This is a genomic window from Dyella thailandensis, assembly GCF_050749815.1.
GTDB lineage: Bacteria > Pseudomonadota > Gammaproteobacteria > Xanthomonadales > Rhodanobacteraceae > Dyella_A.
In genome coordinates this window covers 936064-958845 of sequence record NZ_CP192735.1, presented here as the reverse complement: position 1 = coordinate 958845, position 22782 = coordinate 936064, and the positions used below count along the sequence as shown (strand labels likewise).

The window sequence follows — 22782 nt, the reverse complement described above, 5'->3', positions numbered from 1 at the left end:
CGCCCTATGGCTGCCACGCCGAACGACGCCGCACCGCTGAAGCCCCTGCAAGGTGGTGCGCTGGTACTGCTGACCGCCGCCGTCGCGTTGAGCACCTTCATGGAGGTGCTGGACATGACCATCGTCAACGTGGCGGTGCCGCACATCGCCGGCAGCCTGGGCGTGAGCCCCAGCGAAGGCACCTGGACGATCAGCTCCTACGCCCTGGCCAGCGCGATCATGCAGCCGCTCACCGGCTGGCTGGCCAAGCGCTTCGGCGAGGTACGCACCTTCGTCGCCTCGGTGTTGTTGTTCGTGGTGTTCTCGATGATGTGCGGGCTGGCCACGTCGATGCCGATGCTGGTGATCGCCCGCCTGATGCAGGGCGCGGGCTCCGGTCCGATGGTGGCGCTATCGATGACGCTCCTTCTGTCGAGCTACCCGAAAGAAAAGCAGGGCATCGCGCTAGCGCTGTGGGCGATGACGGTGGTGGTGGCGCCGATCTTCGGGCCGATCCTCGGCGGCTGGCTCACCGACAACTTCTCCTGGCCGTGGATCTTCTACATCAACCTGCCGGTGGGCCTGGCCGCGGCGGTCATCACCTGGGCGCTGCTGCACAAGCGCGAAACCAAGACCTTCAACATGCCGATCGACGTGATCGGCCTGGTGCTGCTGGTGGTGGGCGTCGGCGCGCTGCAGTTCATGCTGGACAACGGCAACGACCACGACTGGTTCTCCTCGCCGATGATCACCACGCTGGGCATCATCGCGCTGATCTGCCTAACCTTCCTGGTGGTGTGGGAGCTGCACGCCAAGCACCCCGTGGTCGACCTGTCGCTGTTTCGCCAGCGCAACTTCACCGTGGGCGTAACCGGCCTGTCGCTGGGCATGATGGCGTTCTTCGGCATCAACGTGGTGTTCCCGCTGTGGCTGCAGACCACACTGGGCTACACCGCCACCTGGGCCGGGCTGGCGACGGCGCCGGTGGGCATCCTGGCCTTCCTGGTGGCACCGATCCTGGGGCGCAACCTGCACCGACTCGACCTGCGCGCGGTGGTCACGTTCGCCTTCGTGATGTTCGCGATCACCTCGTACTGGTTCTCCACCTTCGACAGCGGCGCCTCGTTCTCCACCCTGGTGCTGCCGCGCTTCGTGATGGGCATCGCCATCCCCTGCTTTTTCATTCCGCTGAACCAGGTTTACCTCTCGGGGCTGCCGGCGTCGGAGATCGCCAGCGCTTCGGGGCTGGCCAATTTCTGCCGCACGCTGGGCTCCAGCGTATCCACCGCGCTCTCGGTGACGCTGTGGCAGCACCGTGGTGAGTTCCACCACGCCACCCTGACCGAGAACATCACCCCGGCCCATCCGGCCGCCACCAGTTTCCTGCAGCAGCTCTCGCATGCCGGACTGCCGGCAACCAAGGGGCTGGGCGTGGTCGATCAGCTGCTCACCCGCGAAGCGCTGACCCTGGCGGTGAACGACGTGTTCTGGGGCTGCGCGGTGCTGTTCGTGGCGCTGATACCGGTGCTGTGGCTGGCCAAGCCGCCCTTCGGCAGCGCTGGCGGCGCCGTAGGTCATTGATCCGGCGGGCGGCTCGGGGCGATTTTGCTGCACTCCGGCGTGCAGCATTGCGACTGGTGCAGCGCAATACCTTCTGCTAGTTTCCGCCGCATGGCACAAACACTCCGCATCATCAAGAAGTATCCGAACCGTCGGCTCTACGACACGGAAATCTCCAGCTACATCACGCTGGAAGAGATCCGCCAGCTGGTGCTGGACGGCGAAACCTTCGAAGTTCGCGACGCCAAAAGCGGTGAGGATCTCACCCGCTCGGTGCTGCTGCAGATCATTTCCGAGCACGAGGAGAAGGGGCAGCCGATGCTGTCGCCGCAGCTGCTGAGCCAGATCATCCGGTTCTACGGCGACTCGCTGCAGGGCTTCATGGGCCCTTATCTGGAGCGCAGTCTGCAGGTCTTCCTCGACCAGCAGCAGCAGTTCCGCACGCAGCTCAACAGCTTGATGGGCCAGACCCCCTGGTCGATGCTCAACGACCTCACCGAGCGCAACATGGATGCGTGGAAATCCATGCAGCGCGGCTTTCTCGATGCGGCGTCGCAGGCCAAGCCGGCCGCCGCGCCCGCCGCCGGCAGCACCGGCCGCAGCGGCAAGAAGTCCTGATCCGGCCTGAGCGGCGCCGCCGCTCCGCGCCCTCCCCCTTCAGCGGTCGCTGCAGCACAGCACGTGCTGCCGTGCCGCATGCTGAGTAGCAGACATGAGCAATCGACTGGCTGTCGTCACCGGCGGCATCGGCGGTCTCGGCACGGAAATCTGCCGGCACTTGGCGCGTGACGGTCGGCGCGTGATCGCGGTCGACCTGGCCACCCGCAGCGAGCGCGTCGAGGCGTTCATGCGCGAGGTGGCCGAGTTCGATGGCGCCATCGGCTTTGCCCCCGCCGACGTCAGCGATTTTGAAAGCTGCCGGGCGCTGGTCGAGGGCATCGAGAGCGCCCACGGCAGCATCGACGTGCTGGTCAACGCCGCCGGCATCACGCGCGACACCAGCCTGCGCAAGATGACGCCGGAGCAGTGGCACCAGCTGATGCGGGTGAACCTCGACGGCATCTTCAACACCTGCCGCCAAGTGGTCGAGGGCATGTGCGAACGCGGCTTCGGCCGCATCGTCAACCTCAGCTCGGTGAACGGCCAGACCGGCCAGTTCGGGCAGACCAACTATTCGGCGGCCAAGGCCGGCGTGCACGGCTTCGGCATGGCGCTGGCGCGCGAGACCGCGCGCAAGGGCGTCACCGTCAACACGGTCTCGCCCGGCTATTGCGACACGCCGATTGTAGCTGCCGTGGCGCCGGTGGTGCGCGAGCAGATCGTGGCCGACATTCCGGTCGGCCGGCTGGGATCGCCCGCCGACATCGCCCGCGCGGTGGCCTTCCTCGCCGCCGACGATGCCGGCTATATCACTGGCGCCAACCTGCCGGTCAACGGCGGCTATTTCATGAGCTTCTGACGACCCGGCGGCGGCTTGCAGAGGCCGCCGACCTGATCGACAGTGGCCACCCTACGCGACGGACCCACCCTTGGCCTCCCCCACACTTACTCTCGCCGGCGGCGGCCTGGTCGGCGCGCTGCTTGCGCACCTGCTCGCCCGCGCGGGCTTCGACGTCGAGGTGTTCGAAAAGCGCCCCGACCCGCGCCGTGCCGGCTACGAGGAAGGTCGCTCGATCAACCTGGCGCTGGCCGAGCGCGGACTGCACGCGCTACGTAGCGGCGGACTGGCCGAGCAGGTGCTAGCGCGCGCGGTGATGATGCGCGGTCGCATGGTGCATGTGGGCCAGCAAACGCCTTCGTTGCAGCGCTACGGCGTGGACGACAGCGAGGTGATCTGGTCGGTGTCTCGCGGCGCCCTGAACATGCTCATACTGGATGCCGCCGAGGTGTCGGGCGTGCGCTTCCACTTCGGCCACGTCATTCGCGACGTCGACTTCGACCGCCAGCGGCTGTACCTGGTCGACGCCAGCGGGGCGATGCGCGAACACGCTTTTGACCGCCTGATCGGCGCCGACGGTGCGGGCTCGGCAGTGCGCGCGGCGATGAACCGGCGCCAGCCGCTGGGCGAGCGCGTGGAAGCTCTGGGCCATGCCTACAAGGAGCTGGAGATTCCGCCGGTGGAAGCACTGAGCGGCGCTCCGGCCAGCACGCACGGGCATTTCGCGCTCGAACCGCACGCGCTCCATATCTGGCCGCGCGGCGGCCACATGTGCATCGCGCTGCCCAATCCGGAAGGCAGCTTCACCGTGACGCTGTTCCTGCCCGGCGTGGGGCCGCATCCGAGCTTCGCTACCCTGCCCGATGCCGACAGCGCCGAACGCTTTTTCCGCACCGAGTTTCCCGATCTGCTGCCGTTGATGCCGCGCTTTGCGCACGACTTTGCAGCGCACCCGGCCCCCAATCTCTACACGCTGTACCTGGACCGCTGGCACCTGGGCGAGCGTGCGGTACTGCTGGGGGATGCCGCCCACGCCATCGTGCCGTTCCACGGCCAGGGGATGAATTGCGGCCTGGAAGACGCCGTCGAGCTCGCCGCCTTGCTGGCATCCGATCGCAGCGGCGACGTGTTCGAGACCTTCCAGCAGCGACGCAAGCCCAATGCCGACGCGATCGCCGCGATGGCACTGGAAAACTACATCGAGATGCGCGACTCAGTGACCGACCCGCGTTACCTGGACAAGCGCGAGCTCGGCGCTCGCCTGGCGGAGGCGGCACCGGCGCATTTCATGGTGCGCTACCGCATGGTCACGTTCACCAGCCTGCCCTACGCCTATGCCTATGAACGGGGCACGGCGCAGGATGCCCTGCTCGACCGGCTGCTGGCCGCGCACGGCAGCGCGGCGGCGGTGCCGATGGAAGAAGCCCTGGGCCAGCTGCGCATCAGCCTGCCGCCCTTGCCTGCGATCGAACGTGGATGAGCGCCTGCGCGCGGCCTATCTGGCCACCGACTACCGGGTGCGCTTGCCGCAGGGCGGCGTAGCCCGCCTGCGCATCGGTGCGCCGCCGCCCGGCGCCCTGCTGGCGCTGACCCACGGCATGCCGTGGGCGGTGATCACCGCGTGGAACCCGCAGTCCCAGCCGGTACCACGGGCCCGGAATCGCAGCGCGCAGCGGGCCCTTCTGGCCGAGTTGCGCGCCAGTCCTGACGTCCTCGCGATCCGCGCTGCCGCCGGCGTTGGGGCCGACGGCTGGCGTGAGCCGAGCCTGCTGGCGATCGGCCTGGATGCGGACGCGGCGCGCGTGCTGTGTTCCCGTTACGGGCAGCTCGCTTTCGTCGCCGGAGCGGGCGACGCGCCGCCACAGCTGCATTGGACGAAGGCCGCGCCGTGATGCGCGCGGCGACAGGTCGCCGCATGGACAAGGCCGCCAACCATTGCGGACAATTGTGCGGATGACCGCCGCCCACCTCCCCCTGCTCGAAGCGCGGGCCTTGCGCTTCCTGCGCCAGGACGAACCCGTGTTCGGGCCGCTGCACTTCCAGCTGCATGCGGGCGAGCTGGCGCTGGTGGAGGGCGACAACGGCAGCGGCAAGACCACCTTGATGCGCGTGCTGGCCGGCCTGCTGCACGTCGACGAGGGCGAGCTGCATTGGCGTGGTGCACCACTGGAGCGCGACGCCTGCCAGGGCGAGATCGTATTTCTCGGCCACCAACTCGGCCTCAAGGCCGACCTCAGCCCACGCGAGAACCTGCGCATCGCCGCCGGCCTGCACGGTTGCCGCGACGGCATGACGCCAGCTACCGCACTGCGCGAGGTGGGCCTGCTCGGCTACGAAGACGAACCAGTACGCCAGCTCTCCGCCGGTCAGCGCAAGCGCGCCGCGCTGGCACGGCTGCTGCTGGTGCCGGCGACGCTGTGGCTGCTCGACGAGCCGTACGCCAACCTCGATCGCCACGGCATCGCACTGGTCAACCGGCTGCTGGAAACGCATATCGCCGGTGGCGGTGCGGCGCTGGTCACCAGCCACGGCGCGGTGAGCTTCCACGGCGGCGAGCCGCAGCGCATCCGGATGCACGCATGAACCGTGCTCCGCTCTCGCGCGCCTGCGCCGCGGTATTGCGGCGCGACCTCACGCTGGCTTGGCGCCGCCGCGGCGACATCGCCATGCCGGTGCTGTACGCACTGATCGTCACCACGCTGTTTCCGTTCGCGCTCGGTCCGGAGAACGCCTTGCTGCAGCGAATTGCTGGCGGCGTGGTGCTGGTCACCGTGCTGCTGGCCATGCTGCTGGCGCTGGACGGCATGTTCCGCAGCGACATCGAGGACGGCTCGCTGGAACAGCTGGTGCTGGCGCCGCAACCTCTCGCGCTGATGCTCGGCATGAAGATCCTCGCGCACTGGCTCACCACCGCGCTGCCGCTGATCGTGATCGCGCCGATGCTGGCCAGCATGCTGCAGTTGCCGGCGGCCGTGATGCCGATCCTGCTGCTGGCACTGGCGTTGGCCACGCCGATGCTCAGCCTGCTCGGCGCGGTGCTGGTGGCGCTGACGGCCGGCACCCGGCGCTCTGGTATGCTGCTCGCCCTGATGTTGCTGCCGCTGTGTGTGCCCGTGGTGATCTTCGCCGCCGGCGCGCTCTCCGCGGTGCAGCAAGGCCTGCCATGGATTGCCCCGATCGCATGGCTCGGCGCCGCACTGGCGCTGGCCCTGGTGCTGGCACCGCTGGCCTGCGCCGCCGCCCTCCGCATTGCCTTGGACGCGTGAACCTATGTCCAGCTGGATTCCTCTCTGGTTGCACAAGCTCGGCTCGCCGCCGACCTTCTACCGCTTTGCCGGCGCCCTGCGCCCGTGGATGCTCGCGCTCGCGCTGATCCTCGGTGCGGTGGCGATGTACGGCGGGCTGGTGCTGGCCCCGCCGGATTACCAGCAGGGCGACGACTACCGCATCATCTTCGTGCACGTGCCCAGCGCGTGGATGGCCCTGTTCATCTACGCGGTGATGGCCGTCTCGGCGTTCATCGCGCTGGTCTGGCGGATCAAGCTGGCCGAGGTGGTGGCGATGGAATCGGCGCCGATCGGCGCGGCGTTCACCCTGATCACCCTGGTCACCGGCTCGCTGTGGGGCATCCGCATGTGGGGCACCTGGTGGACCTGGGACGCCCGGCTCACCTCCGAGCTGGTGCTGCTGTTCCTGTACCTGGGCGTGATGGGCCTGTACCACGCGTTCGAGGATCGCCGGCAGGGCGCACGCGCGGCGGCGTTCCTGGCGCTGATCGGCATCATCAACGTGCCGATCGTGCATTTCTCGGTGAACTGGTGGAACACCCTGCACCAAGGTTCCACCGTGCGCCTGCTCGGGCCGAGCACCATGAGCGGCTCGATGATCTGGCCACTGCTGACCATGATGGTCGCCACCAAGTGCTACTACCTGGCCAGCCTGTTCGACCGCGTGCGCGCCGACCTGCTGGCGCTGGAGAGCGGCAAGGAGTGGGTGCGCCAGATCGCCATGCGCGAGGGCGAGCGATGAGCACCTTCTTCGCCATGGGCGGCTACGCGGCCTACGTCTGGCCGTCCTACGCCGTGTTTCTCCTGGTGCTGCTGGCCGATGCACTGGCACCCGTGCTGCGCCGTCGGCGCGTGCTGCGCGAGCTGCGCACGCGACTGGCGCGGCAGGCCGCCCGCCAGTCCCGCGACGCGTCCCCCGACGCCTGATATCGAACCGGAAGTCCGCATGAACCCCACCCGCAAACGTCGGCTGATCATCGTGGTCATGGTGCTGGTGGCTGCCGCCATCGCCGGCGGCCTGACCGTGTTCGCGCTGCAGCAGAACATGAACTATCTGCTCACCCCCAGCCAGGTGCAGTCCGGCCAGGCGAAGGGCTACAAGACCTTCCGCCTCGGCGGCATGGTCAAGCAGGGCTCGATCCAGCGCTCCAGCGATTCACTGAAGGTGACCTTCACCGTGATCGATGCCGACGGCGCGATGCCGGTGGAGTACACCGGCATCCTTCCGGACCTGTTCCGCGACAACCAGTCGGTGATTGCCACCGGCCACATGGAGAACGCCCACTTCGTGGCCACGGAAGTGCTCGCCAAGCATGACGAGACCTATATGCCCAAGGAATTGAAGGACGCCATGGCCAAGGCGCACGAGGGCAAGAAGATGGCCGAGAACGAGGCCGCGGGTGCAGCGCGCTGAACTGCGCATGCCCCCGATCCATTGAGGTTTCCGCTGCGTCCACTGCAGCCCTGCGTGTCCCATCACGGTATCTGCCATGACTCCTGAACTCGGCCAGCTCGCCCTCGTCCTCGCCCTGCTGCTGGCACTGGCGCAAAGCGTGCTGCCGCTGATCGGCGCCTGGCGCGGTAACCGCGCCCTGGTGGCGATCGCCCGACCCGCCGCAGCGGGTCAGGCGGCCTTCGTGATCGTGGCGTTCGCCCTGCTGGTGTGGGCGTTCCTGCGCTTCGACTTTTCCGTCGCCTACGTGGCGGACAACTCCAACCTCGCATTGCCCTGGTACTACCGCATCGCCGCCGTGTGGGGCGCGCACGAGGGCTCGATGCTGCTGTGGGTGCTGATCCTCAACGTGTGGACGCTGGCGGTCGCCGCGCTGAGCCGCAACCTGCCCGAGGTGTTCGTGGCGCGCGTGCTGTCGGTGCTCGGGCTGGTCGCGGTGGGGTTCCTCACCTTCATCCTGTTCACCTCCAATCCGTTCGCGCGACTGTTGCCGATGCCGGCCGACGGCGGCGATCTCAACCCGGTGCTGCAGGACCCGGGCATGACCTTCCACCCGCCCGTGATCTACATGGGTTACGTCGGTTTTTCGGTGGCGTTCGCGTTCTCCATCGCGGCGCTGCTCGGCGGCGAGATGGAACAGGCCTGGGTGCGCTGGGCGCGCTCGTGGACCAACGTGGCCTGGGCCTTCCTCACCGCCGGCATCGTGGCGGGCAGCTGGTGGGCCTACGCGGAGCTCGGCTGGGGCGGCTGGTGGTTCTGGGATCCGGTGGAGAACGCCAGCTTCATGCCTTGGCTGGTCGGCACAGCGCTGATCCACGCGCAGGCGGTCACCGAGAAGCGTGGCTCGCTGCGCGCGTGGACCATCCTGTTGTCGATCTTCGCCTTCTCGCTGTCGCTGCTGGGCACCTTCCTGGTGCGCTCGGGCGTGCTGACCTCGGTGCATGCATTTGCCTCCGACCCGCGTCGCGGCCTGTTCATCCTGGCGTTCCTGGTAGTGGTCGTCGGCGGATCGCTGCTGCTGTACGCACTGCGCGCGCCGAAGGTCGCCGGCGGCAAGTCCTTCGCGGTGGTGTCGCGTGAATCGGCCATCCTGGTCGGCAACCTGATGTTTACCGTGGCCGCGGCGATGGTGCTGCTGGGCACGCTGTTCCCGCTGATCGGCGATGCGTTCAACCTGGGCCGGATCTCGGTAGGCCCGCCCTACTTCGGCTTCCTGTTCCCATTGCTGATGGCGCCGGTGGTGCTGCTGCTGCCGTTCGGCCCGTTCCTGCGCTGGGGCCGCGGCGACAGCGGCCTGCTCAAGGCCATCGCCCTGCGCGCCGGCGTGGCCGCCGTGGCCTGCGCCATCGTGGCGGCCTTCTTCGTACACGAACAGGTCAAGGCCATCGCTGGCGTGGCGGCCGCTGTCTGGTGCGCAGTCGGCACGCTGCTCTATGTCTACAAGCGCTATCGCGAGATGCCACGCGGGCGGCGCTATCCGGCCGAGATGGCGGGCATGCTGCTGGCCCATTTCGGGCTGGGCGTGTTCCTGATCGGCGTGCTGCTGTCCGAATCGCTCAGCGTCACCCGCGACGTGCGCATGGCGCCGGGTGACACCCAGACCATCGGCAGCTACGGCTTCCGCTTCGACGGCGTGAAGCAGACTTCCGGCCCGAACTGGCGCGGCAACCAGGGCAGCGTCAGCGTGCTGCGCGACGGCTCGGTGATCGCTGTGATGCACCCGCAGAAGCGCACCTACACCCGCGAGCAGGTGCAGACCGAGTCGGCAATCGATCCGGGCTTCACCCGCGATCTCTACGTGGCGCTGGGTGAGCCGATGGATGCGAACGATCTCGGCGGCGCCTGGGCCATGCGCATCTACTACAAGCCGTTCATCCGCTGGCTGTGGGCCGGCGGCCTGTTCATGATGCTCGGCGGCTTCGTCGCTGCGGCGGACCGGCGCTTCCGCGTGAAGCGCAAGGCCGAGGCCGGCGAAGAAGCCGTGGCGGCGACGACGCCGGCCACGGCATCGCTTACTGCGGCGCGCGAGTCCCACGCATGAGCCGGCTGCTTCCCTTCTTCGCGTTCCTGGCGCTGTGCGGCCTGTTCGGCTTCGGCATCTGGTGGAACTCCAGCCACGACCAGACCGCCATTCCCTCGCCGCTGATCAACAAGCCGGCGCCAGACTTTGCCCTGCCCGAGCTGTACGACCCGTCGCGCAACGTCACCAAGGCCGACCTGCTGGGCAAGCCCTACCTGCTCAACGTGTTCGCCAGCTGGTGCATCGAGTGCGGCGTGGAACACCCGCTGCTGCAGGCCGAGGCGCCCACGTTGGGCGTGACCCTGGTTGGCTACAACTACAAGGACCAGCCGCAGGACGCCAAGGCCTGGCTGGAAAAACACGGCAATCCCTACGCCGTGCTGATGGCTGATCTGCCCGGCCAGACCGCGATCGACTTTGGCGTCTACGCCGCGCCGGAAAGCTTCCTGATCGACGCCAAGGGCGTGATCCGCTACAAGCGCATCGGGCCTTTCACGCCCGAGGTGATCGAGAAGGAACTCAAGCCGGCCATCGCCGCGTTGAAGAAGGAAGCTCCATGAAGCGTCTGCTCGTCCTCACCACCTTGCTGCTGTGCCTGTTCGCCGGTGCGCTCGGCGCCCAGGCGATCGAACCGCTGCCGTTCAAGGATCATGCGCAGGAGTTGCGCTTCCAGCACCTCACCGCCGAGCTGCGCTGCCCGATGTGCCAGAACGAGACCCTGGCCGATTCCAACGCGCCGATCGCGCGCGACCTGCGCCACCAGGTGTTTGCCCTGATGCAACAGGGCAAGAGCGACGCCGAGATCAAGCAATATCTGGTGGACCGCTACTCGGACTACGTGCTGTACGACCCGCCAGTGAACGCCGCGACGTGGCTGCTGTGGTTCGGACCGCTGCTGATCCTGCTGATCGGCACGGTGGTCGTGGTGGTTACCATCCGCAAACGCGCGCGCGCCACGTCGTCAGCGGTGACGGCAAACGTCGATCACGGGGACGACTGGTGAAACTGGCTTTCTACGTTATTGCCGCCGCGATGATCGCGGCGACACTGGTGCTGTTGCTGTGGCCGCTGATGCGCCACGGCCGCAACCAGGGCCGTTCACGCGGCGTGTTCGCGCTCGCGCTGGCCATCGCCTTCGTGCTGCCGCTGGCGGCCGCCGGGCTTTACCTCACCGTGGGCACGCCGCGCGCGCTGGATGGCATCGCCAAGCAGGCCCCGGCGATGGATGTCGGCCAAGCGCTGGCCGCGCTGCGTACGCACCTGAAAGATGCACCGGACGACGCGCAGGGCTGGTTGCTGCTGGCGCAGACCACCTCGGCGATGGGCCAGAGCGCCGAAGCCCGCGATGCCTACGAGCAATTGCTGCGCCTCGCCCCGGACAACCCCACCGCCATGGTCGGCTGGGCCGAAGCCGACTCGATGGCGCGCCCCGATCACCGCATCGAAGGCCGCTCGCGTGAGCTGCTCGAACGGGCCGTGCAGCAGGAGCCGGACAACCAGCGCGCGCTGTGGCTGCTCGGCATCAGCGATTTCCAGCAGGACCGTTACGCCGATGCCGCCGCCACCTGGCGACGCCTGCAGCCGCTGCTCGAGCCCGGCTCCAGTGTGGCCAAGGCGGTCGCCCAGCAGATCGCCGCGGCCGACGCCCGCGCCGGTGGCAGCGCGCCCGCCCCGGCCACCAGCGCTGCGGCCGACGCACCGACCGGCCCCAAGCTCACCGTCAAGGTGAGCCTCGCGCCAGCGCTGAAGGGCAAACTGCAGCCCGGCGACACCTTGTTCGTTTACGCCCGCGCCGAGCAGGGCCCGCCGATGCCGCTGGCGGTGGCGCGGCTCGACGCTGCCCATCTGCCCACCACGGTGGAGCTCACCGACGCCATGGCGATGGCGCCGAGCATGAAGCTCTCTTCCGTGCCCCACGTTTTCGTGGGTGCGCGCATCAGCCACAGCGGCCAGGCGATCGGCCAGGCCGGCGACCTGGAAGGCGATGCCGGCGTGGTGCCGGTGGATCGCCGCGAGCCGGTGGCCGTGCTGATCGACACGGTGCACCCGTGAGTGATGCGCGGCGCTACTGCGCCCTACCCTCGCCGTTTGCGATGAAGCGCGGCGGCGCACTGCACGGCGCCCGCGTCGCCTACGAAACCTGGGGCACGCTCAACGCAGCGCGCGACAACGCGTTGCTGATCCTCACCGGGCTGTCGCCCAGTGCTCACGCCGCCTCAAACCCGGACGACCCCTCGCCCGGCTGGTGGGAGGCCATGCTCGGGCCCGGCAAGGCGATCGACAGCGACCGCTGGTTTGTCATCTGCGTGAACTCGCTGGGCAGCGACAAAGGTTCCACCTGCCCCGCGTCGATCGACCCGGCCACCGGCCAACCGTATCGCCTCACCTTCCCCGAACTGGCGCTGGAGGATGTGGCCAACGCCGCACACGAAGTGGTGCGCCAGCTCGGCATCGAGCGCCTGGCCTGCCTGATCGGCTGCTCGATGGGCGGCATGAGCGCGCTGGCGTACATGCTGCTGCACCCCGGTTCGGTGCGCTCGCACATCAGCGTGGACACCGCCCCGCAGGCGCAGCCGTTCGCGATCGCGATCCGCTCGCTGCAGCGCGAGGCGATCCGGCTCGATCCCGGCTGGCGCGGCGGGCAGTACGACATCCAGGGAGGGATGAGTGCCGCGGGCGCAGGAAGCGCAGGAGCGGCCGACATCCACGCGGCGGAAGGCGGCACGTATCCCGACACGGGCATGAGCATCGCGCGCAAGCTCGGCGTGATCACCTACCGCTCGGCGATGGAGTGGAATGGCCGCTTCGCCCGCATCCGGCTCGATCCGGAGCAGCGCGAGGATCACCCCTTTGGCGTCGAGTTCCAGGTCGAGTCCTACCTGCAGGGCCATGCCGAGCGCTTCGTGCGCACGTTCGACCCCAATAGCTACCTGTACCTGTCGCGCGCCAGCGACTGGTTCGACGTGGCCGAGTACGGCGGCGGCAGCGTGCGCGAGGGGCTCAAGCGCATCCACATCGAGCGGGCGATGGTGATCGGCGTGAGCACCGACATCCTGTTCCCGCTGGAGCAGCAGGAGCAGATCGCCGACGGCCTGCGTGACGCCGGCGCAGCGGTGGAATTCGTGGCGCTGGACTCGCCGCAGGGACACGACGCGTTCCTGGTCGACATTGCCAACTACAGCCCGGCGATCGGCGGATTCCTGCAGCGGCTCTGAGCCTGTCCATGCCGGCACCGGGCAGCACTGATAAGATGCCCGGGTCCCACGCCGTACCGGAACTGCCATGCTCGCCCAGGAATTCCCCGGTTGTCGCACGTTGATCGAAGCGATCGACCATGCTGTCAGCCAGCCCTCCACCCACGCCATCACCGACACCCTGCGCAACAGCCTGTGCCGCCTGATCCGCGCGCAGGAAGTGACCTTGCCGGAGTGCGTCTACGAGACCGCCGAAGGCCGCTACGCACGCCGCGAACTCTATCGCAGCGAGGAACACGGTTACTGCGTGGTGGCGATGACCTGGGGCCCCGGCCAGGGCACGCCAATCCACGATCACTGCGGCATGTGGTGCGTCGAAGGCGTGTGGAGCGGTGCGCTGGAAGTGGTGCAGTACGAGCGCCTCGCCGACGAGAACGGCCAGTGGCGCTTCCAGCCGGTCGGCTCGATCCAGGCCGGACCGGGCTCGGCCGGCAGCCTGATCCCACCGCACGAGTACCACACCATCCGCAATCCCAGCGATGACGCCATCGCGGTGAGCCTGCACATCTACTCCGGCCAGATGACCCACTGCGCGATCTTCCAGCCCGCCGCCGATGCCCAGTGCTACGAGCGCCACGACCGCCAGCTGGGGCTCGACCCCCTGCATTGAACCCGGCATAATCGCGGCCTGTTTTGCCGGTGTGGCGGAATGGTAGACGCGGCGGACTCAAAATCCGCTGGCAGCGATGTCGTGTAGGTTCGAGTCCTATCACCGGTACCAGACATGAAAAACCCCGCCTCGTGCGGGGTTTTTCTTTGGCTGCCATGGAACGCGAGGCCGGCTCAGCCGAACAGTTCGCTCTCCTCTGCATCATGCCAGCTGCCGTCGCACTCCTGCACCTGCACCGGTGGATGATCCAGGCCCCAGGCGCGGCTGAGCTTGGAGCGCATCGCCATGGCGGCGCGGACCGCGTCGGAGCGGCTACCGAAGGTGCCCACGCGGGCCACCTCGCGGCGCACGATCCACGGCGTGCCGTCGGTGTACGGGACGAACAGGCGAACCGGTTGCGGATCCATGGCATCTTCCTCGACAGGTCTTGACGGGGCCAAGGGCCGAGTCCGTGCGGTTGAACCGGACGGATTCTGAAGAAAGCGCTAGCAGGTGGTGCCTTGCGCGGCGCGCGCTGGGTACGCGCCGGAGCCCTGAAGATAGCGCGAATTACCCCCACCGAGGCAAGCCCCGGCAGAGGCCGGGTCAGACATCGCTCAGCGAGGCGGCGTCAGAGCTCGCGCGCGACCCGGAAACCCACCCGCGCGCTGCGCACGGTGGCTTCCACGCCCTGCCGGTACGCGGAGCGGTCCTGGTCAGGCGCACTGCCCCAGGAGCCACCGCGCACCACGTGGGCGCTGCATCCCGGGTTGATCCAGGCGCTGCCATCGCGCGGCGCACGCAGGTAGCTGTCATGCCAGCAATCGGCGACCCACTCGGAGACGTTGCCGTTGATGTCGTACAGGCCGAACGGATTGGCGACGAAGCTCATCACCGGCGCAGGCCCCCAGTAGGCGTCGCGATAGCCGCGAAACGCGTTGCTCCAGCGGCGGCCGTTGCGTGAACGGTCCAGCGCGCCGGTGAGATTTTCCACGCGCTTGTCCGGCGCGCCGTCGCCCCACCAGTAGCGGGTGGTGGTGCCGGCACGCAGCGCGTATTCGAACTCGGCCTCGCTGGGCAGTCGGTAAGCCTTGCCGGTGCGCTTGCTCAGCCAGTCGACATAGGCCTTGGCGTCGTTCCACGAGACATTGACCACCGGCAGGTTGTCGTCCGCCGGGCGGCCGGCGTAGTCGTCTTCCCAGGTGGCGCGGCCATCGTCGCGCAGGGCGCCGCTGCGTTCGTCGTAGACGCTGGACCCACCCATGGTCACCGAGTCGGGCCGGTAGCCGCTGGCGCGCACGAAGTCGCGGAACTGGCCCACGGTGACTTCGGTGCGGCCCATCGCCACGCCCATCGCGATCGTCACCGAGTGGCGGGGCAACTCGGTATCGCTGTGGTCGGCCTCGTCGTCGACGGCGCCCATCTGGAAGCTGCCGGTGGGAATCACCACCATCGCTGGCGCCTTCCCGGGCAGGTCGACGAAGCTGTCGGTAAACACCTGGCCAGGACGATAGTTGGCGTAGAGGCGGGCATTCACCAGCCGCTCGCGGAAATCGTCCAGGCCCGGCAGATCCGGGCGGGTATCGCGCGCCTGCTGGGCGAGCTTCTCGGCCAGCGAAAGGTTGCCCGCATCGAGCGCCGAGCGCGCCTGCGCCAGCAGGCCGCCGGCTCGCTGGTCGCGCATGCCTTCGACGCGCGCGCTCACGTCGCGCATCGCCAGCGAATTGGCCTGGATCGCCTGGGCCTCGGTCAATGCCTTGTCCGCCCCGGCGAAATCGTTCTGGGCGACCGCGGCCAGCGCCCGGTCCAGCACGGCGCGCTGCACCTGCAGCAGGCCCTGTTGCGCCACGGCGTTCTGCGGGTCCAACGTGAGCACCTGGCGATAGATCGCCAGCGCATTGCCACCGTCGGGTTGGTCCGCGCGGCCCTGATCCAGCAGCGTCGCCGCCTGGGCCAGCATCGGGCGCACCTTCACCAGGGTGTCCAGGCTGTTCTGCAGCGTCTTCACGTCATCGTCGGAGCCAGGCAGCGTGCGCAGGGTGGCGAGCAGGTCCTTGGCCGAATCGGCGTCGCCCACGGCGATGTCCTGGCCGATCGCGGCCACCAGCCGCGCTCGCGACTCATACAGGCCCTCGAGCGCGCGGCGGCTGTCCGGCTTCAGTTTCAGCGCCTGCTGATAAAGCGAGGCGGCGCTGTCGTCGGCACCGGCCACCTGACCGGCATGCAGGGCCTTGTCGGCGCGCACCAGCAGTGCAACCACCTCGGGCGGGTCCTCGCCCTTCTGCTGCGGCATGTCGGGGTTGCGATGGGCGGTACGTGCAGCGATCACCGCCGCGGGGGCCAGCGTCAGCGGCGGGCCGGCATCGATTTCGCCCGGGTCGACCAGCGTGGATGCGCTGGATGCTGAGCGCGCAGGCGTGGCCACACCCAGCGCCATCGAGCGGCGCGGCGCCACATCGTCCGGATTGACGTGGAACACCCGCGGAAAGAAGTGATAGGTCAGCGCGAACGCCAGCACGAGCACGCCAAGGGCACCGCCAAGGGCGCGCTGTCGGGCGACGTTCGTGCTGCTGGGCATCTTGGGGCGTCCTCGTGGGGCCTGTTATCGTGCCACGCCCACCGCGGGCAATCGACCACCGGTCGCATCGTCTCGCCCGCACGCCGTGTCCACGGCGACGCCCGATTTCCGAAGGAACCGCCGCATGTCCCTGCCTGCCCTGCCCAACGACGCCGAATGGATCGACCAGCGCGACGCACTCGATCGCTGGCTGGCCGCACTGCCGGCCGGCGCGATCGTGGGCATGGACACCGAGTTCATGCGCCGCAATACCTTCTACCCGCAACTTGCCTTGCTGCAGCTGGGTTGGCAGGGGCGCTACGCGCTGATCGATCCGCTGGCCTTCGATCTCGCCGATGCGCTGCACCCCACATTGCATGGCGGCGGCGCGGTGACCGTGATGCACAGCGCCGGCGAAGACCTGGAGACCCTGGCGCCCTTGCTGCCCGGCGGCCCCCGCACGCTGTTCGACACCCAGATCGCCGCGGCCTTCGTCGGCATGGGGTTGGGCGTGAGCTACCGCGCCCTGGTGGCCGAGCTGTGTGGTGTGGACCTGGACAAGGGCGAAACACGCTCGGACTGGCTGCAGCGCCCCCTCACCGATTCCCAGCGCCTGTACGCCACGCTCGACGTGGTCTACATGGACTCCATCCATAGCCAGCTCAGTGAGCGCCTGCACCAGCGTGACCGCAGCGCCTGGCATGCCGAAGATTGCGAGCGCCTCAAGCATCGCGCCGGCGCCCGCGAAGGCGAGGCGCAACCGCAGCGCGCCATGCGCGGCGCCGCCGAATGGACGCCGCAGCAGCAGGCCATGCTGCGCCGGGTGCTGCTGTGGCGCGACCGCACCGCGCGCACGCTCGACCGCCCGCGCCCGTGGCTGCTCGAAGACGCCCTGGTCATGAGCCTGGCCCAGCACCCGCCCGGCACGCTGGCCGAGCTGGACCAGCGCAGCCGCGGCCAGCGTGCGCTGCGCTCGCCGCAGCGCGCGGAATTGTTCGAGCTGTTGCGCCAGCCGTTGGATGACGGCGAGATCGCCGCCACCGCAGCCATTCCCACCCATCCGCAGGGCGAGGCGAAGAAGGCGCTGGCGGCCATGAAGGACTGCGTAGACGCACTCGCCACCGAGCTGGACCTGCCCAGCGGCCTGCTCTGCCCGCGCAAGGTGCTGGAGGAATACGTGGTCACCGCCGAGTGGCCGGAGTTCCTCGACGGCTGGCGCCACGGCGTGCTGCACGATCGCTTGCCCGGCCTGCTGCCCGGCTGAGCCGGTGGCGCGGCGGGGTCTTGGCGAGCCCCGGATGCGCTGCTACCATGCGCAGCTCATGTGGGGCCATAGCTCAGCTGGGAGAGCGCGTCGTTCGCAATGACGAGGTCGGGAGTTCGATCCTCCCTGGCTCCACCACAAATTCAGGGCCGGAACGGCAACGTTCCGGCCCTTTTTTTCGTCACCACACCGAGCGCAGAAACGTGTCGACCTCGGTGGTGTAGTCGGACGGCACGCCCAGGGTCTTGTTGATCTGGGCGTGCGAAAGATCCTCTTCGAGCACGCGGCCACGGCTGCCCAGCGCGTGCACCTTGTCGACGAAGGCGTGCGCCTGCGGGCAGGAGTCGCGACGGCGGCTTGAGCACACCGCGAGGAACGGCGCCGGTGCCGCGCGCAGCTGCTGGAACGGCGAGACGGCCAGCCAGTCGGCCGGGTTGGCGCCGAAGGCTTCGTCGTAGAGCGGAAAGTGGCGCCCGCGCATGGTCTGCACCACGTCCAGGCAGGCGCTGTCGAGCGATACCGCGCCACGCCAGGGACGCGCGCCCTGCTCGGCGGCCAGTTCCGGTCGCGCGGCCAGCAGGGCCACCAGATGCGCGCCGGCGGAGTGCCCCATCAGCACGAAGCGGGCGGGATTCCCGCCCCACTCGCGCGCGCGGCGCTGGGCCAGCGCGAGGGCGCGGGCCACGTCGCGCGCCTGCTCCAGCGGCGGCGTGTCGGGCAGCATGCGGTAGTTCACCGAGATCACCACCGCCCCGCGCGGCACCCAGTAAGCAACCTTGTTCGCGACGACGCCCGGCATCGCCTTGTCGCCGCGGCGCCAGCCGCCGCCATGGACCAGCACGATCACCGCCGCATCGAGCGCCTGGCCCGGTGCGTAGACGTCGAAGCGTTGCCGCGGGTCGCTGCCGTAGGCCACATCGCGCACCACCCGCGTGCCAGCCGGAAGCGACGCTTTCACGCCGGCATCGGACTGCCGCTCACGCCAGCGCTCCGCCCACCCGCCGCGCGTCTGGGCCAACACGCCACCGGCCATCAACAACAGGCAGGCACCAAGCCACCACCTCTTTACGTTGCGATTCATCACGGTCTCCCGAGGGCGATTTTCAGCGCAGCACCCACGCCACTAGCGGCGCGCATGTCCATGAACAGCTGCCGCCACGGCCGAAACACCAGGCGCAGCGGATGGAGCGTCTCCAGCGGATGCGCCAGCCCGTAGCGCAACAGTTCGTCCGCCCGTTCCGTGCGCAGCGTACCGAACAGGCGATCGAACACGATCAGCACGCCGCCATAGTTGCAGTCCAGATAGGCCGGATTGGAACCGTGGTGCACCCGGTGATGCGCCGGCGTGTTGAGCACCCACTCCAGCGGCCCCAGCCGGCCGACCGCCTCGGTGTGCAGGAAGAACTGGTAGTGCAAGTCGAACGCCAGCAGCACCGCCACCATGCGCGGATCGAAGCCGGCGAGCACCACGGGCAGGTAAAACAGCCAGCCCAGTGAAAACAGGCTGGTCCAGCCCAGGCGCAGCGACGACAGCAGGGTGATCTGCTCGGGCGTGTGATGCACCAGGTGGGTCGTCCACATCCAGCGCACCGTGTGGCTGCAACGGTGGAACCAGTAGTAGGCGAACTCGACCAGCACGAAGCCGGTCAGCCAGGTGCGCCAATCGCGCCATGGCCAATGCACCGGCGCCAGTTGCGCGGCCAGCGCGAGCGCGGCGGCCACCACCGCCGCACCGATGCCACCGACCACCACGTGGCCCATCGCCACGCCGAGCGAGGCGGCGGCTTCGCGGGCGTCGTAGCCGCGCCGCGAGAACCGCCGCCAGGCCCATTCGGCCAGTACCAGCAACACAGCAACCGCCAGGATCCACGGATGTCGCAATCCTCTGCCCATGACCGCCGCCTCAGTGACTGACGCGGCCGAGCCGCTGCGTGTTCTGCATGGCACGTTGCATCTCGTCCGGTTCGAGCACGTCGTCCTGGTTCGCATCCATGCGATCGAAGCCGCGTGTCGGCATGCCGTTGAACTCAGCGCGACTGACGCGACCGTCGCCGTCCGCGTCGGCCAGTCGTTCCATCGCCTGGAACAGGCGACCGGCCGGCTCGGGAAGCGCATCGGCGTCCGCGCTGTCGAGGTAGCCGTCGTGGTTGCGGTCGAAGCGATCGAACTGCGCCGCACGCGCCGCGAGGTACTCCTCGCGGCTGACCACGCCGTCGTGGTTGACGTCGGCACGCCGGCCCAGCGGCTGCAGGTCGGCCTGGGCCAACGCCGCACCGGCCAGCATCAACGCGGCGGCGCCGAGGAGGGATCGAAACATCGGGGGAACTCCTTCGGTGGGATGGATGCGTCAGCGGCAGCTGATCGCGTTGCCCTGCGCGTCGTGGCACGAGCCGGTGTGGGTCACGCCCTGTCCTTTGGTGTAGGTGGTCTGGCCCTGGTACGTGTTGCCGTTGGCGCCGGTGATCGTGGTGGCGCGCGCACCGCTGGCACTGCCGTCAGCACCGCGGGCGTAGCCCCCGCTGCTGCTGTAGCTGCCACCGGCGGCGTTGTTGCCGCTGCGCTGGTAGCTGCCGTTCGCCGAACCATCGGCGTTGCGCGTGGCGCTGTTGCTGCCGTTGAAGTTGCCGCCGCGGGCACCGGCGATGTGGGTGGCCCCCTGGTGCTGCGCGCTGCCGTCCGGATTGACCGAGGTATAGGCGCCATGTGACGCCCACCCGTTCGGTCCGGCGGCGCGGGTACCGCGGGCATGGGTGATCCCGCCTTGGGCGTTGCGGAACGTGGCGGCGCCGTGGCCGATCCGCTGGCCACCGCCGACGGCGCGAAAGCCGTGGCCGACTCCGGCCTGCGCCGGCGAGGCGGCGGCCAAGGCGACGAGGCACAGCGCCGCCAGCGAGGCGGAGCGCAGCGTGGATGCAATCACAGTCGAAGCGATGGACATGGCGGACTCTCCTGAGCGATTGGGGGGAAACGCCGCCCGGGCATCGGGCCGCGTGATGCCACTGTTCCGCGCCAGGCCCGGGCGAGGTGTGTCCGTCCGGGTGGCCGGTGTGAGGGAATGTTGCGCCGCCGCCCGGCAGAAACATCTGCTTGCAAATGCCCCGCCGGCCCGCTTGCCGCTGGCGCGCAGCGCACGCGATAGTCGCCGCATGGAATCGCCCCACATCCTCGTCGTCGACGACGACCTGCGCCTGCGCGACCTGCTCGAGCGCTACCTGGTCCAGCAGGGCCTGCACGCGCGCGGCGTGGCCAACGCGGTGGGCATGCGCCGCGCACTCGCCGAACATCACGTCGACCTGATCGTGCTCGACCTGATGCTGCCCGACGCCGACGGCCTGCAACTGTGCCGGGAGTTGCGCGCCGACGGCGTGCAGACGCCGATCATCATGCTCACCGCCAAGGGCGACGACGTGGACCGCATCGTCGGCCTGGAGATCGGCGCGGACGATTACCTGGGCAAGCCCTGCAACCCGCGCGAGCTGGTGGCGCGCATCCGCGCCGTGCTGCGGCGGCAGCCGCGGGCGGTGATCGGCGCGCCGCAGGCCGAGCAGGCCAGCGTGCGCTTCGGTCGCTTCACCTTCGATCCAGCCACCCGCCAGTTGCTGGACGATGAGACCCCGGTACGGCTGACCAGCGGCGAGTTCGCCGTGCTGGCCGCGCTGGTGGCCCACCCGTTCGAGACGCTCAGCCGCGAACGGCTGATCGCGCTGGCGAGGGGCCGCGAGCACGACGCGTTCGACCGCAGCATCGATGTGATGGTCTCGCGCCTGCGCCGCTGCATCGAGGACGACCCGCGCCAGCCACGCTGGCTGCAGACGGTGTGGGGCGAAGGCTACGTGTTCGTGCCGCAGGGAGATCCGCCGGCATGAAGCGCGCGCCGACCACTTTCTCGTTGATCCTCGCGCTGCTGGTAGCCGCGCTGTTGCTGGCGCTGACGCTCGGCGGCGTGCTGTCCACCCGCGCCGGCCTGCGCGGGCTTGGTGACTCGTATGGCCGGCTGGTGGCCGCCACCGCCAGCTCGGTCGATGCGCTCGCTGGCCGCGACGACGCGGCCTCGCGCGACATGCTCACGCGGCTGGGCCAGAGCAACGTCCGCCTCACCAGCGAATCTCCCCCGCCGTCGCGCCGGCCCGTACTGCCGATGGTCCGCCAGATCGGCGAAGTAGCCGGCCAGCTGCTCGGCGATCCTTCGCGGGTGGTGGTGGTGCAGCGGCCGGAAGCGCAGATCTGGGTGCGCAGCGTCCACCGTCCTGGCGAGTGGATCGTGATGCAGGCGGTGAGCTTCCGTCGCCAGGTGGTGCGCTCGATGCTGACGCTGATGCTGTTTGCCGGCCTGGTCGCGTTCGCCGTAGCCACGCTCGCCGCGCGCCTGCTCACCCGCCCGCTGGAGCGACTCGCCGCGCACGCGCCGGCGCTGATCGGCGGCCAACCGGTGCAGGATCAGCTGCGCGGCACCCCACGCGAGGTACGCGAGCTCGCCGATGCGCTGGGCGCCGCCGGCGAGTCGCTGCGCCAGGGCGCGCGCGAGCGCGAGCTGATGCTGGCGGGCATTTCGCATGACCTGCGCACGCCGCTGGCCCGCCTGCGCCTGGCGCTGGAACTGGGCGATGCCGACGATCCGGCGCGCCGCGAGGCGATGGTCACCGACCTGGAAGAGCTCGATGGCGCGCTCGCGCAGTGTCTGGCCTACGTGCGCGACGGCAGCGACGAGCCCGTGCGCGAGATCGACCTCGTCACCCTGCTCGTGCAGCTGATGGCGCTGCGCCGCCAGCCGGACGACTGGCATTACGAAGGGCCGGACAGCGTGCGCCTGCGCAGCCGCCCCAGCCTGCTGCGCCGCGCCCTGGGCAACCTCATGGACAACGCCGAGCGCTATGGCGCCGCGCCCTTCCAGGTTGCCGTGCAGCTGCGCGACGACGGCGTGCAGGTGAGCGTGGAAGATCGCGGCGCGGGCGTCCCCGACACCTTGCTGTCGCAACTTGGGCGTCCGTTCCTGCGCGGCAACCCGGCCCGCAGCGGCACCGCCGGCAGCGGCCTGGGCCTGAGCATCGTCAAGCGCGCGGCCGAACTGTGCGGCGGCCACCTGCAGTTGCAGAACCGCGTTGGCGGTGGTTTCGTCGCCACGCTGACGCTTCCCGCCACCGCGGCGCCCGCGGCCACCCGCTGAATGCTCCGCTGCCGGTGGCGGCGACCTGCCCCACTGGCTCGCTCAAGCCCCGCCAACAGCCACCACCCGCTCAACAGCAAACAGGCCGGCATGCGCCGGCCTGTTGCACTGGAAAATGGTGCCCTCGAGACGATTCGAACGTCCGACCTGCCCCTTAGGAGGGGGCCGCTCTATCCAACTGAGCTACGAGGGCAGCAGCGGGATTTTGGCATGGATG

At 69.1% G+C, this 22782-nt stretch carries 25 protein-coding genes and 3 tRNA genes; 21 read left to right on the top strand and 7 right to left on the bottom strand.

Going from position 1 to position 22782, the window contains the following annotated elements; translation table 11 throughout:
* Positions 1-6 precede the first annotated feature (6 nt).
* From ACQVBX_RS04345 to ACQVBX_RS04265, 17 genes are all read left to right on the top strand, one after another.
* Positions 7-1560, top strand: coding sequence for a DHA2 family efflux MFS transporter permease subunit (locus tag ACQVBX_RS04345; protein WP_431636678.1), 1554 nt, complete (start codon positions 7-9; stop codon positions 1558-1560).
* Positions 1561-1650: 90 nt separating this feature from the next.
* Positions 1651-2157, top strand: a complete 507-nt coding sequence (gene phaR / locus ACQVBX_RS04340) for a polyhydroxyalkanoate synthesis repressor PhaR (protein WP_431636677.1) — start codon at positions 1651-1653, stop codon at positions 2155-2157.
* Between the two features lie 94 nt (positions 2158-2251).
* Positions 2252-2998, top strand: coding sequence for an acetoacetyl-CoA reductase (gene phbB, locus ACQVBX_RS04335; protein WP_431636676.1), 747 nt, complete (start codon positions 2252-2254; stop codon positions 2996-2998).
* 70 nt (positions 2999-3068) lie between these two features.
* A complete protein-coding gene (locus ACQVBX_RS04330; RefSeq protein WP_431636675.1) occupies positions 3069-4457 on the top strand; it encodes an FAD-dependent oxidoreductase in 1389 nt (462 codons plus the stop codon).
* Complete coding sequence (locus ACQVBX_RS04325; protein WP_431636674.1) at positions 4450-4869, top strand: DUF3293 domain-containing protein; 420 nt, start codon at positions 4450-4452, stop codon at positions 4867-4869. Before ACQVBX_RS04330 ends, ACQVBX_RS04325 begins: the two co-directional genes overlap by 8 nt.
* 61 nt (positions 4870-4930) lie before the next feature.
* Positions 4931-5560 carry a cytochrome c biogenesis heme-transporting ATPase CcmA gene (gene ccmA / locus ACQVBX_RS04320; RefSeq protein ID WP_431636673.1) on the top strand — a complete coding sequence of 210 codons (630 nt, stop codon included), beginning with the start codon at positions 4931-4933 and terminating at the stop codon, positions 5558-5560.
* Positions 5557-6243 (top strand): heme exporter protein CcmB, encoded by a 687-nt coding sequence (gene ccmB / locus ACQVBX_RS04315; RefSeq protein WP_431636672.1) that lies wholly within the window; start codon positions 5557-5559, stop codon positions 6241-6243. Before ccmA ends, ccmB begins: the two co-directional genes overlap by 4 nt.
* 4 nt (positions 6244-6247) lie before the next feature.
* A complete protein-coding gene (locus ACQVBX_RS04310; protein ID WP_431636671.1) occupies positions 6248-7006 on the top strand; it encodes a heme ABC transporter permease in 759 nt (252 codons plus the stop codon).
* Positions 7003-7191 (top strand): heme exporter protein CcmD, encoded by a 189-nt coding sequence (ccmD, locus tag ACQVBX_RS04305; protein WP_431636669.1) that lies wholly within the window; start codon positions 7003-7005, stop codon positions 7189-7191. The genes ACQVBX_RS04310 and ccmD overlap by 4 nt, the downstream gene beginning before the upstream one ends.
* A 19-nt stretch (positions 7192-7210) precedes the next feature.
* Complete coding sequence (gene ccmE, locus ACQVBX_RS04300; RefSeq protein ID WP_431636668.1) at positions 7211-7678, top strand: cytochrome c maturation protein CcmE; 468 nt, start codon at positions 7211-7213, stop codon at positions 7676-7678.
* 76 nt (positions 7679-7754) lie between these two features.
* Positions 7755-9758, top strand: a complete 2004-nt coding sequence (locus ACQVBX_RS04295) for a heme lyase CcmF/NrfE family subunit (protein ID WP_431636667.1) — start codon at positions 7755-7757, stop codon at positions 9756-9758.
* Entirely contained in the window at positions 9755-10297 is a 543-nt protein-coding gene (locus ACQVBX_RS04290) for a DsbE family thiol:disulfide interchange protein (protein WP_431636666.1), read from the top strand. Before ACQVBX_RS04295 ends, ACQVBX_RS04290 begins: the two co-directional genes overlap by 4 nt.
* Positions 10294-10740 carry a cytochrome c-type biogenesis protein gene (locus ACQVBX_RS04285; RefSeq protein WP_431636665.1) on the top strand — a complete coding sequence of 149 codons (447 nt, stop codon included), beginning with the start codon at positions 10294-10296 and terminating at the stop codon, positions 10738-10740. Before ACQVBX_RS04290 ends, ACQVBX_RS04285 begins: the two co-directional genes overlap by 4 nt.
* Positions 10737-11789 carry a tetratricopeptide repeat protein gene (locus ACQVBX_RS04280; protein WP_431636664.1) on the top strand — a complete coding sequence of 351 codons (1053 nt, stop codon included), beginning with the start codon at positions 10737-10739 and terminating at the stop codon, positions 11787-11789. The genes ACQVBX_RS04285 and ACQVBX_RS04280 overlap by 4 nt, the downstream gene beginning before the upstream one ends.
* 41 nt (positions 11790-11830) lie before the next feature.
* A complete protein-coding gene (gene metX, locus ACQVBX_RS04275; protein WP_431638108.1) occupies positions 11831-12952 on the top strand; it encodes a homoserine O-acetyltransferase MetX in 1122 nt (373 codons plus the stop codon).
* Positions 12953-13019: 67 nt separating this feature from the next.
* On the top strand, positions 13020-13601 hold the full coding sequence (locus ACQVBX_RS04270; protein ID WP_431636663.1) for a cysteine dioxygenase: 582 nt from the start codon (positions 13020-13022) through the stop codon (positions 13599-13601).
* A gap of 25 nt (positions 13602-13626) precedes the next feature.
* Positions 13627-13712: transfer RNA gene (locus tag ACQVBX_RS04265), tRNA-Leu, on the top strand.
* 62 nt (positions 13713-13774) lie between these two features.
* Here the strand turns inward: ACQVBX_RS04265 and ACQVBX_RS04260 are convergent.
* Both ACQVBX_RS04260 and ACQVBX_RS04255 read right to left on the bottom strand, forming a co-directional pair.
* Positions 13775-14008, bottom strand: a complete 234-nt coding sequence (locus ACQVBX_RS04260; RefSeq protein WP_431636662.1) for a hypothetical protein — start codon at positions 14006-14008, stop codon at positions 13775-13777.
* Positions 14009-14211: 203 nt separating this feature from the next.
* Positions 14212-16158, bottom strand: a complete 1947-nt coding sequence (locus tag ACQVBX_RS04255; protein WP_431636661.1) for an SUMF1/EgtB/PvdO family nonheme iron enzyme — start codon at positions 16156-16158, stop codon at positions 14212-14214.
* A gap of 124 nt (positions 16159-16282) precedes the next feature.
* Here ACQVBX_RS04255 and rnd point away from each other — a divergent pair, with 124 nt between their 5' ends.
* On the top strand, positions 16283-17401 hold the full coding sequence (gene rnd, locus ACQVBX_RS04250; RefSeq protein ID WP_431636660.1) for a ribonuclease D: 1119 nt from the start codon (positions 16283-16285) through the stop codon (positions 17399-17401).
* Between the two features lie 62 nt (positions 17402-17463).
* A tRNA-Ala gene (locus ACQVBX_RS04245) sits at positions 17464-17539 on the top strand.
* A gap of 43 nt (positions 17540-17582) precedes the next feature.
* On the opposite strand, the gene ACQVBX_RS04240 is transcribed toward ACQVBX_RS04245, so the two are convergent.
* From ACQVBX_RS04240 to ACQVBX_RS04225, 4 genes are read right to left on the bottom strand one after another with little or no spacing between them, the layout of a single operon-like run.
* On the bottom strand, positions 17583-18482 hold the full coding sequence (locus ACQVBX_RS04240; RefSeq protein WP_431636659.1) for an alpha/beta hydrolase: 900 nt from the start codon (positions 18480-18482) through the stop codon (positions 17583-17585).
* A complete protein-coding gene (locus ACQVBX_RS04235) occupies positions 18482-19294 on the bottom strand; it encodes a sterol desaturase family protein (RefSeq protein ID WP_431636658.1) in 813 nt (270 codons plus the stop codon). Before ACQVBX_RS04235 ends, ACQVBX_RS04240 begins: the two co-directional genes overlap by 1 nt.
* 10 nt (positions 19295-19304) lie before the next feature.
* Positions 19305-19718, bottom strand: coding sequence for an EF-hand domain-containing protein (locus ACQVBX_RS04230; protein ID WP_431636657.1), 414 nt, complete (start codon positions 19716-19718; stop codon positions 19305-19307).
* Positions 19719-19748: 30 nt separating this feature from the next.
* Positions 19749-20339, bottom strand: a complete 591-nt coding sequence (locus ACQVBX_RS04225) for a hypothetical protein (protein WP_431636656.1) — start codon at positions 20337-20339, stop codon at positions 19749-19751.
* 208 nt (positions 20340-20547) lie between these two features.
* Between ACQVBX_RS04225 and ompR the strand changes: the two genes are divergently transcribed.
* Complete coding sequence (gene ompR / locus ACQVBX_RS04220; RefSeq protein ID WP_431636655.1) at positions 20548-21267, top strand: osmolarity response regulator transcription factor OmpR; 720 nt, start codon at positions 20548-20550, stop codon at positions 21265-21267.
* Positions 21264-22565, top strand: coding sequence for an ATP-binding protein (locus ACQVBX_RS04215; RefSeq protein ID WP_431636654.1), 1302 nt, complete (start codon positions 21264-21266; stop codon positions 22563-22565). The genes ompR and ACQVBX_RS04215 overlap by 4 nt, the downstream gene beginning before the upstream one ends.
* A gap of 116 nt (positions 22566-22681) precedes the next feature.
* Here ACQVBX_RS04215 and ACQVBX_RS04210 read toward each other — a convergent pair.
* Positions 22682-22758, bottom strand: a tRNA-Arg gene (locus ACQVBX_RS04210).
* Positions 22759-22782: the final 24 nt, after the last annotated feature.

Excerpts from the sequence above, each read along its gene's own strand:
- ACQVBX_RS04345 (WP_431636678.1), top strand. The coding sequence starts at position 7 with ATGGCTGCCACGCCGAACGACGCCGCACCGCTGAAGCCCCTGCAAGGT.
- phaR (WP_431636677.1), top strand. The coding sequence starts at position 1,651 with ATGGCACAAACACTCCGCATCATCAAGAAGTATCCGAACCGTCGGCTC.
- phbB (WP_431636676.1), top strand. The coding sequence starts at position 2,252 with ATGAGCAATCGACTGGCTGTCGTCACCGGCGGCATCGGCGGTCTCGGC.
- ccmA (WP_431636673.1), top strand. The coding sequence starts at position 4,931 with ATGACCGCCGCCCACCTCCCCCTGCTCGAAGCGCGGGCCTTGCGCTTC.
- ccmB (WP_431636672.1), top strand. The coding sequence starts at position 5,557 with ATGAACCGTGCTCCGCTCTCGCGCGCCTGCGCCGCGGTATTGCGGCGC.
- ACQVBX_RS04310 (WP_431636671.1), top strand. The coding sequence starts at position 6,248 with ATGTCCAGCTGGATTCCTCTCTGGTTGCACAAGCTCGGCTCGCCGCCG.
- ccmD (WP_431636669.1), top strand. The coding sequence starts at position 7,003 with ATGAGCACCTTCTTCGCCATGGGCGGCTACGCGGCCTACGTCTGGCCG.
- ccmE (WP_431636668.1), top strand. The coding sequence starts at position 7,211 with ATGAACCCCACCCGCAAACGTCGGCTGATCATCGTGGTCATGGTGCTG.
- ACQVBX_RS04295 (WP_431636667.1), top strand. The coding sequence starts at position 7,755 with ATGACTCCTGAACTCGGCCAGCTCGCCCTCGTCCTCGCCCTGCTGCTG.
- ACQVBX_RS04290 (WP_431636666.1), top strand. The coding sequence starts at position 9,755 with ATGAGCCGGCTGCTTCCCTTCTTCGCGTTCCTGGCGCTGTGCGGCCTG.
- ACQVBX_RS04285 (WP_431636665.1), top strand. The coding sequence starts at position 10,294 with ATGAAGCGTCTGCTCGTCCTCACCACCTTGCTGCTGTGCCTGTTCGCC.
- metX (WP_431638108.1), top strand. The coding sequence starts at position 11,831 with ATGAAGCGCGGCGGCGCACTGCACGGCGCCCGCGTCGCCTACGAAACC.
- ACQVBX_RS04270 (WP_431636663.1), top strand. The coding sequence starts at position 13,020 with ATGCTCGCCCAGGAATTCCCCGGTTGTCGCACGTTGATCGAAGCGATC.
- ACQVBX_RS04260 (WP_431636662.1), bottom strand. The coding sequence starts at position 14,008 with ATGGATCCGCAACCGGTTCGCCTGTTCGTCCCGTACACCGACGGCACG.
- ACQVBX_RS04255 (WP_431636661.1), bottom strand. The coding sequence starts at position 16,158 with ATGCCCAGCAGCACGAACGTCGCCCGACAGCGCGCCCTTGGCGGTGCC.
- rnd (WP_431636660.1), top strand. The coding sequence starts at position 16,283 with ATGTCCCTGCCTGCCCTGCCCAACGACGCCGAATGGATCGACCAGCGC.
- ACQVBX_RS04240 (WP_431636659.1), bottom strand. The coding sequence starts at position 18,482 with ATGAATCGCAACGTAAAGAGGTGGTGGCTTGGTGCCTGCCTGTTGTTG.
- ACQVBX_RS04235 (WP_431636658.1), bottom strand. The coding sequence starts at position 19,294 with ATGGGCAGAGGATTGCGACATCCGTGGATCCTGGCGGTTGCTGTGTTG.
- ACQVBX_RS04230 (WP_431636657.1), bottom strand. The coding sequence starts at position 19,718 with ATGTTTCGATCCCTCCTCGGCGCCGCCGCGTTGATGCTGGCCGGTGCG.
- ACQVBX_RS04225 (WP_431636656.1), bottom strand. The coding sequence starts at position 20,339 with ATGTCCATCGCTTCGACTGTGATTGCATCCACGCTGCGCTCCGCCTCG.
- ompR (WP_431636655.1), top strand. The coding sequence starts at position 20,548 with ATGGAATCGCCCCACATCCTCGTCGTCGACGACGACCTGCGCCTGCGC.
- ACQVBX_RS04215 (WP_431636654.1), top strand. The coding sequence starts at position 21,264 with ATGAAGCGCGCGCCGACCACTTTCTCGTTGATCCTCGCGCTGCTGGTA.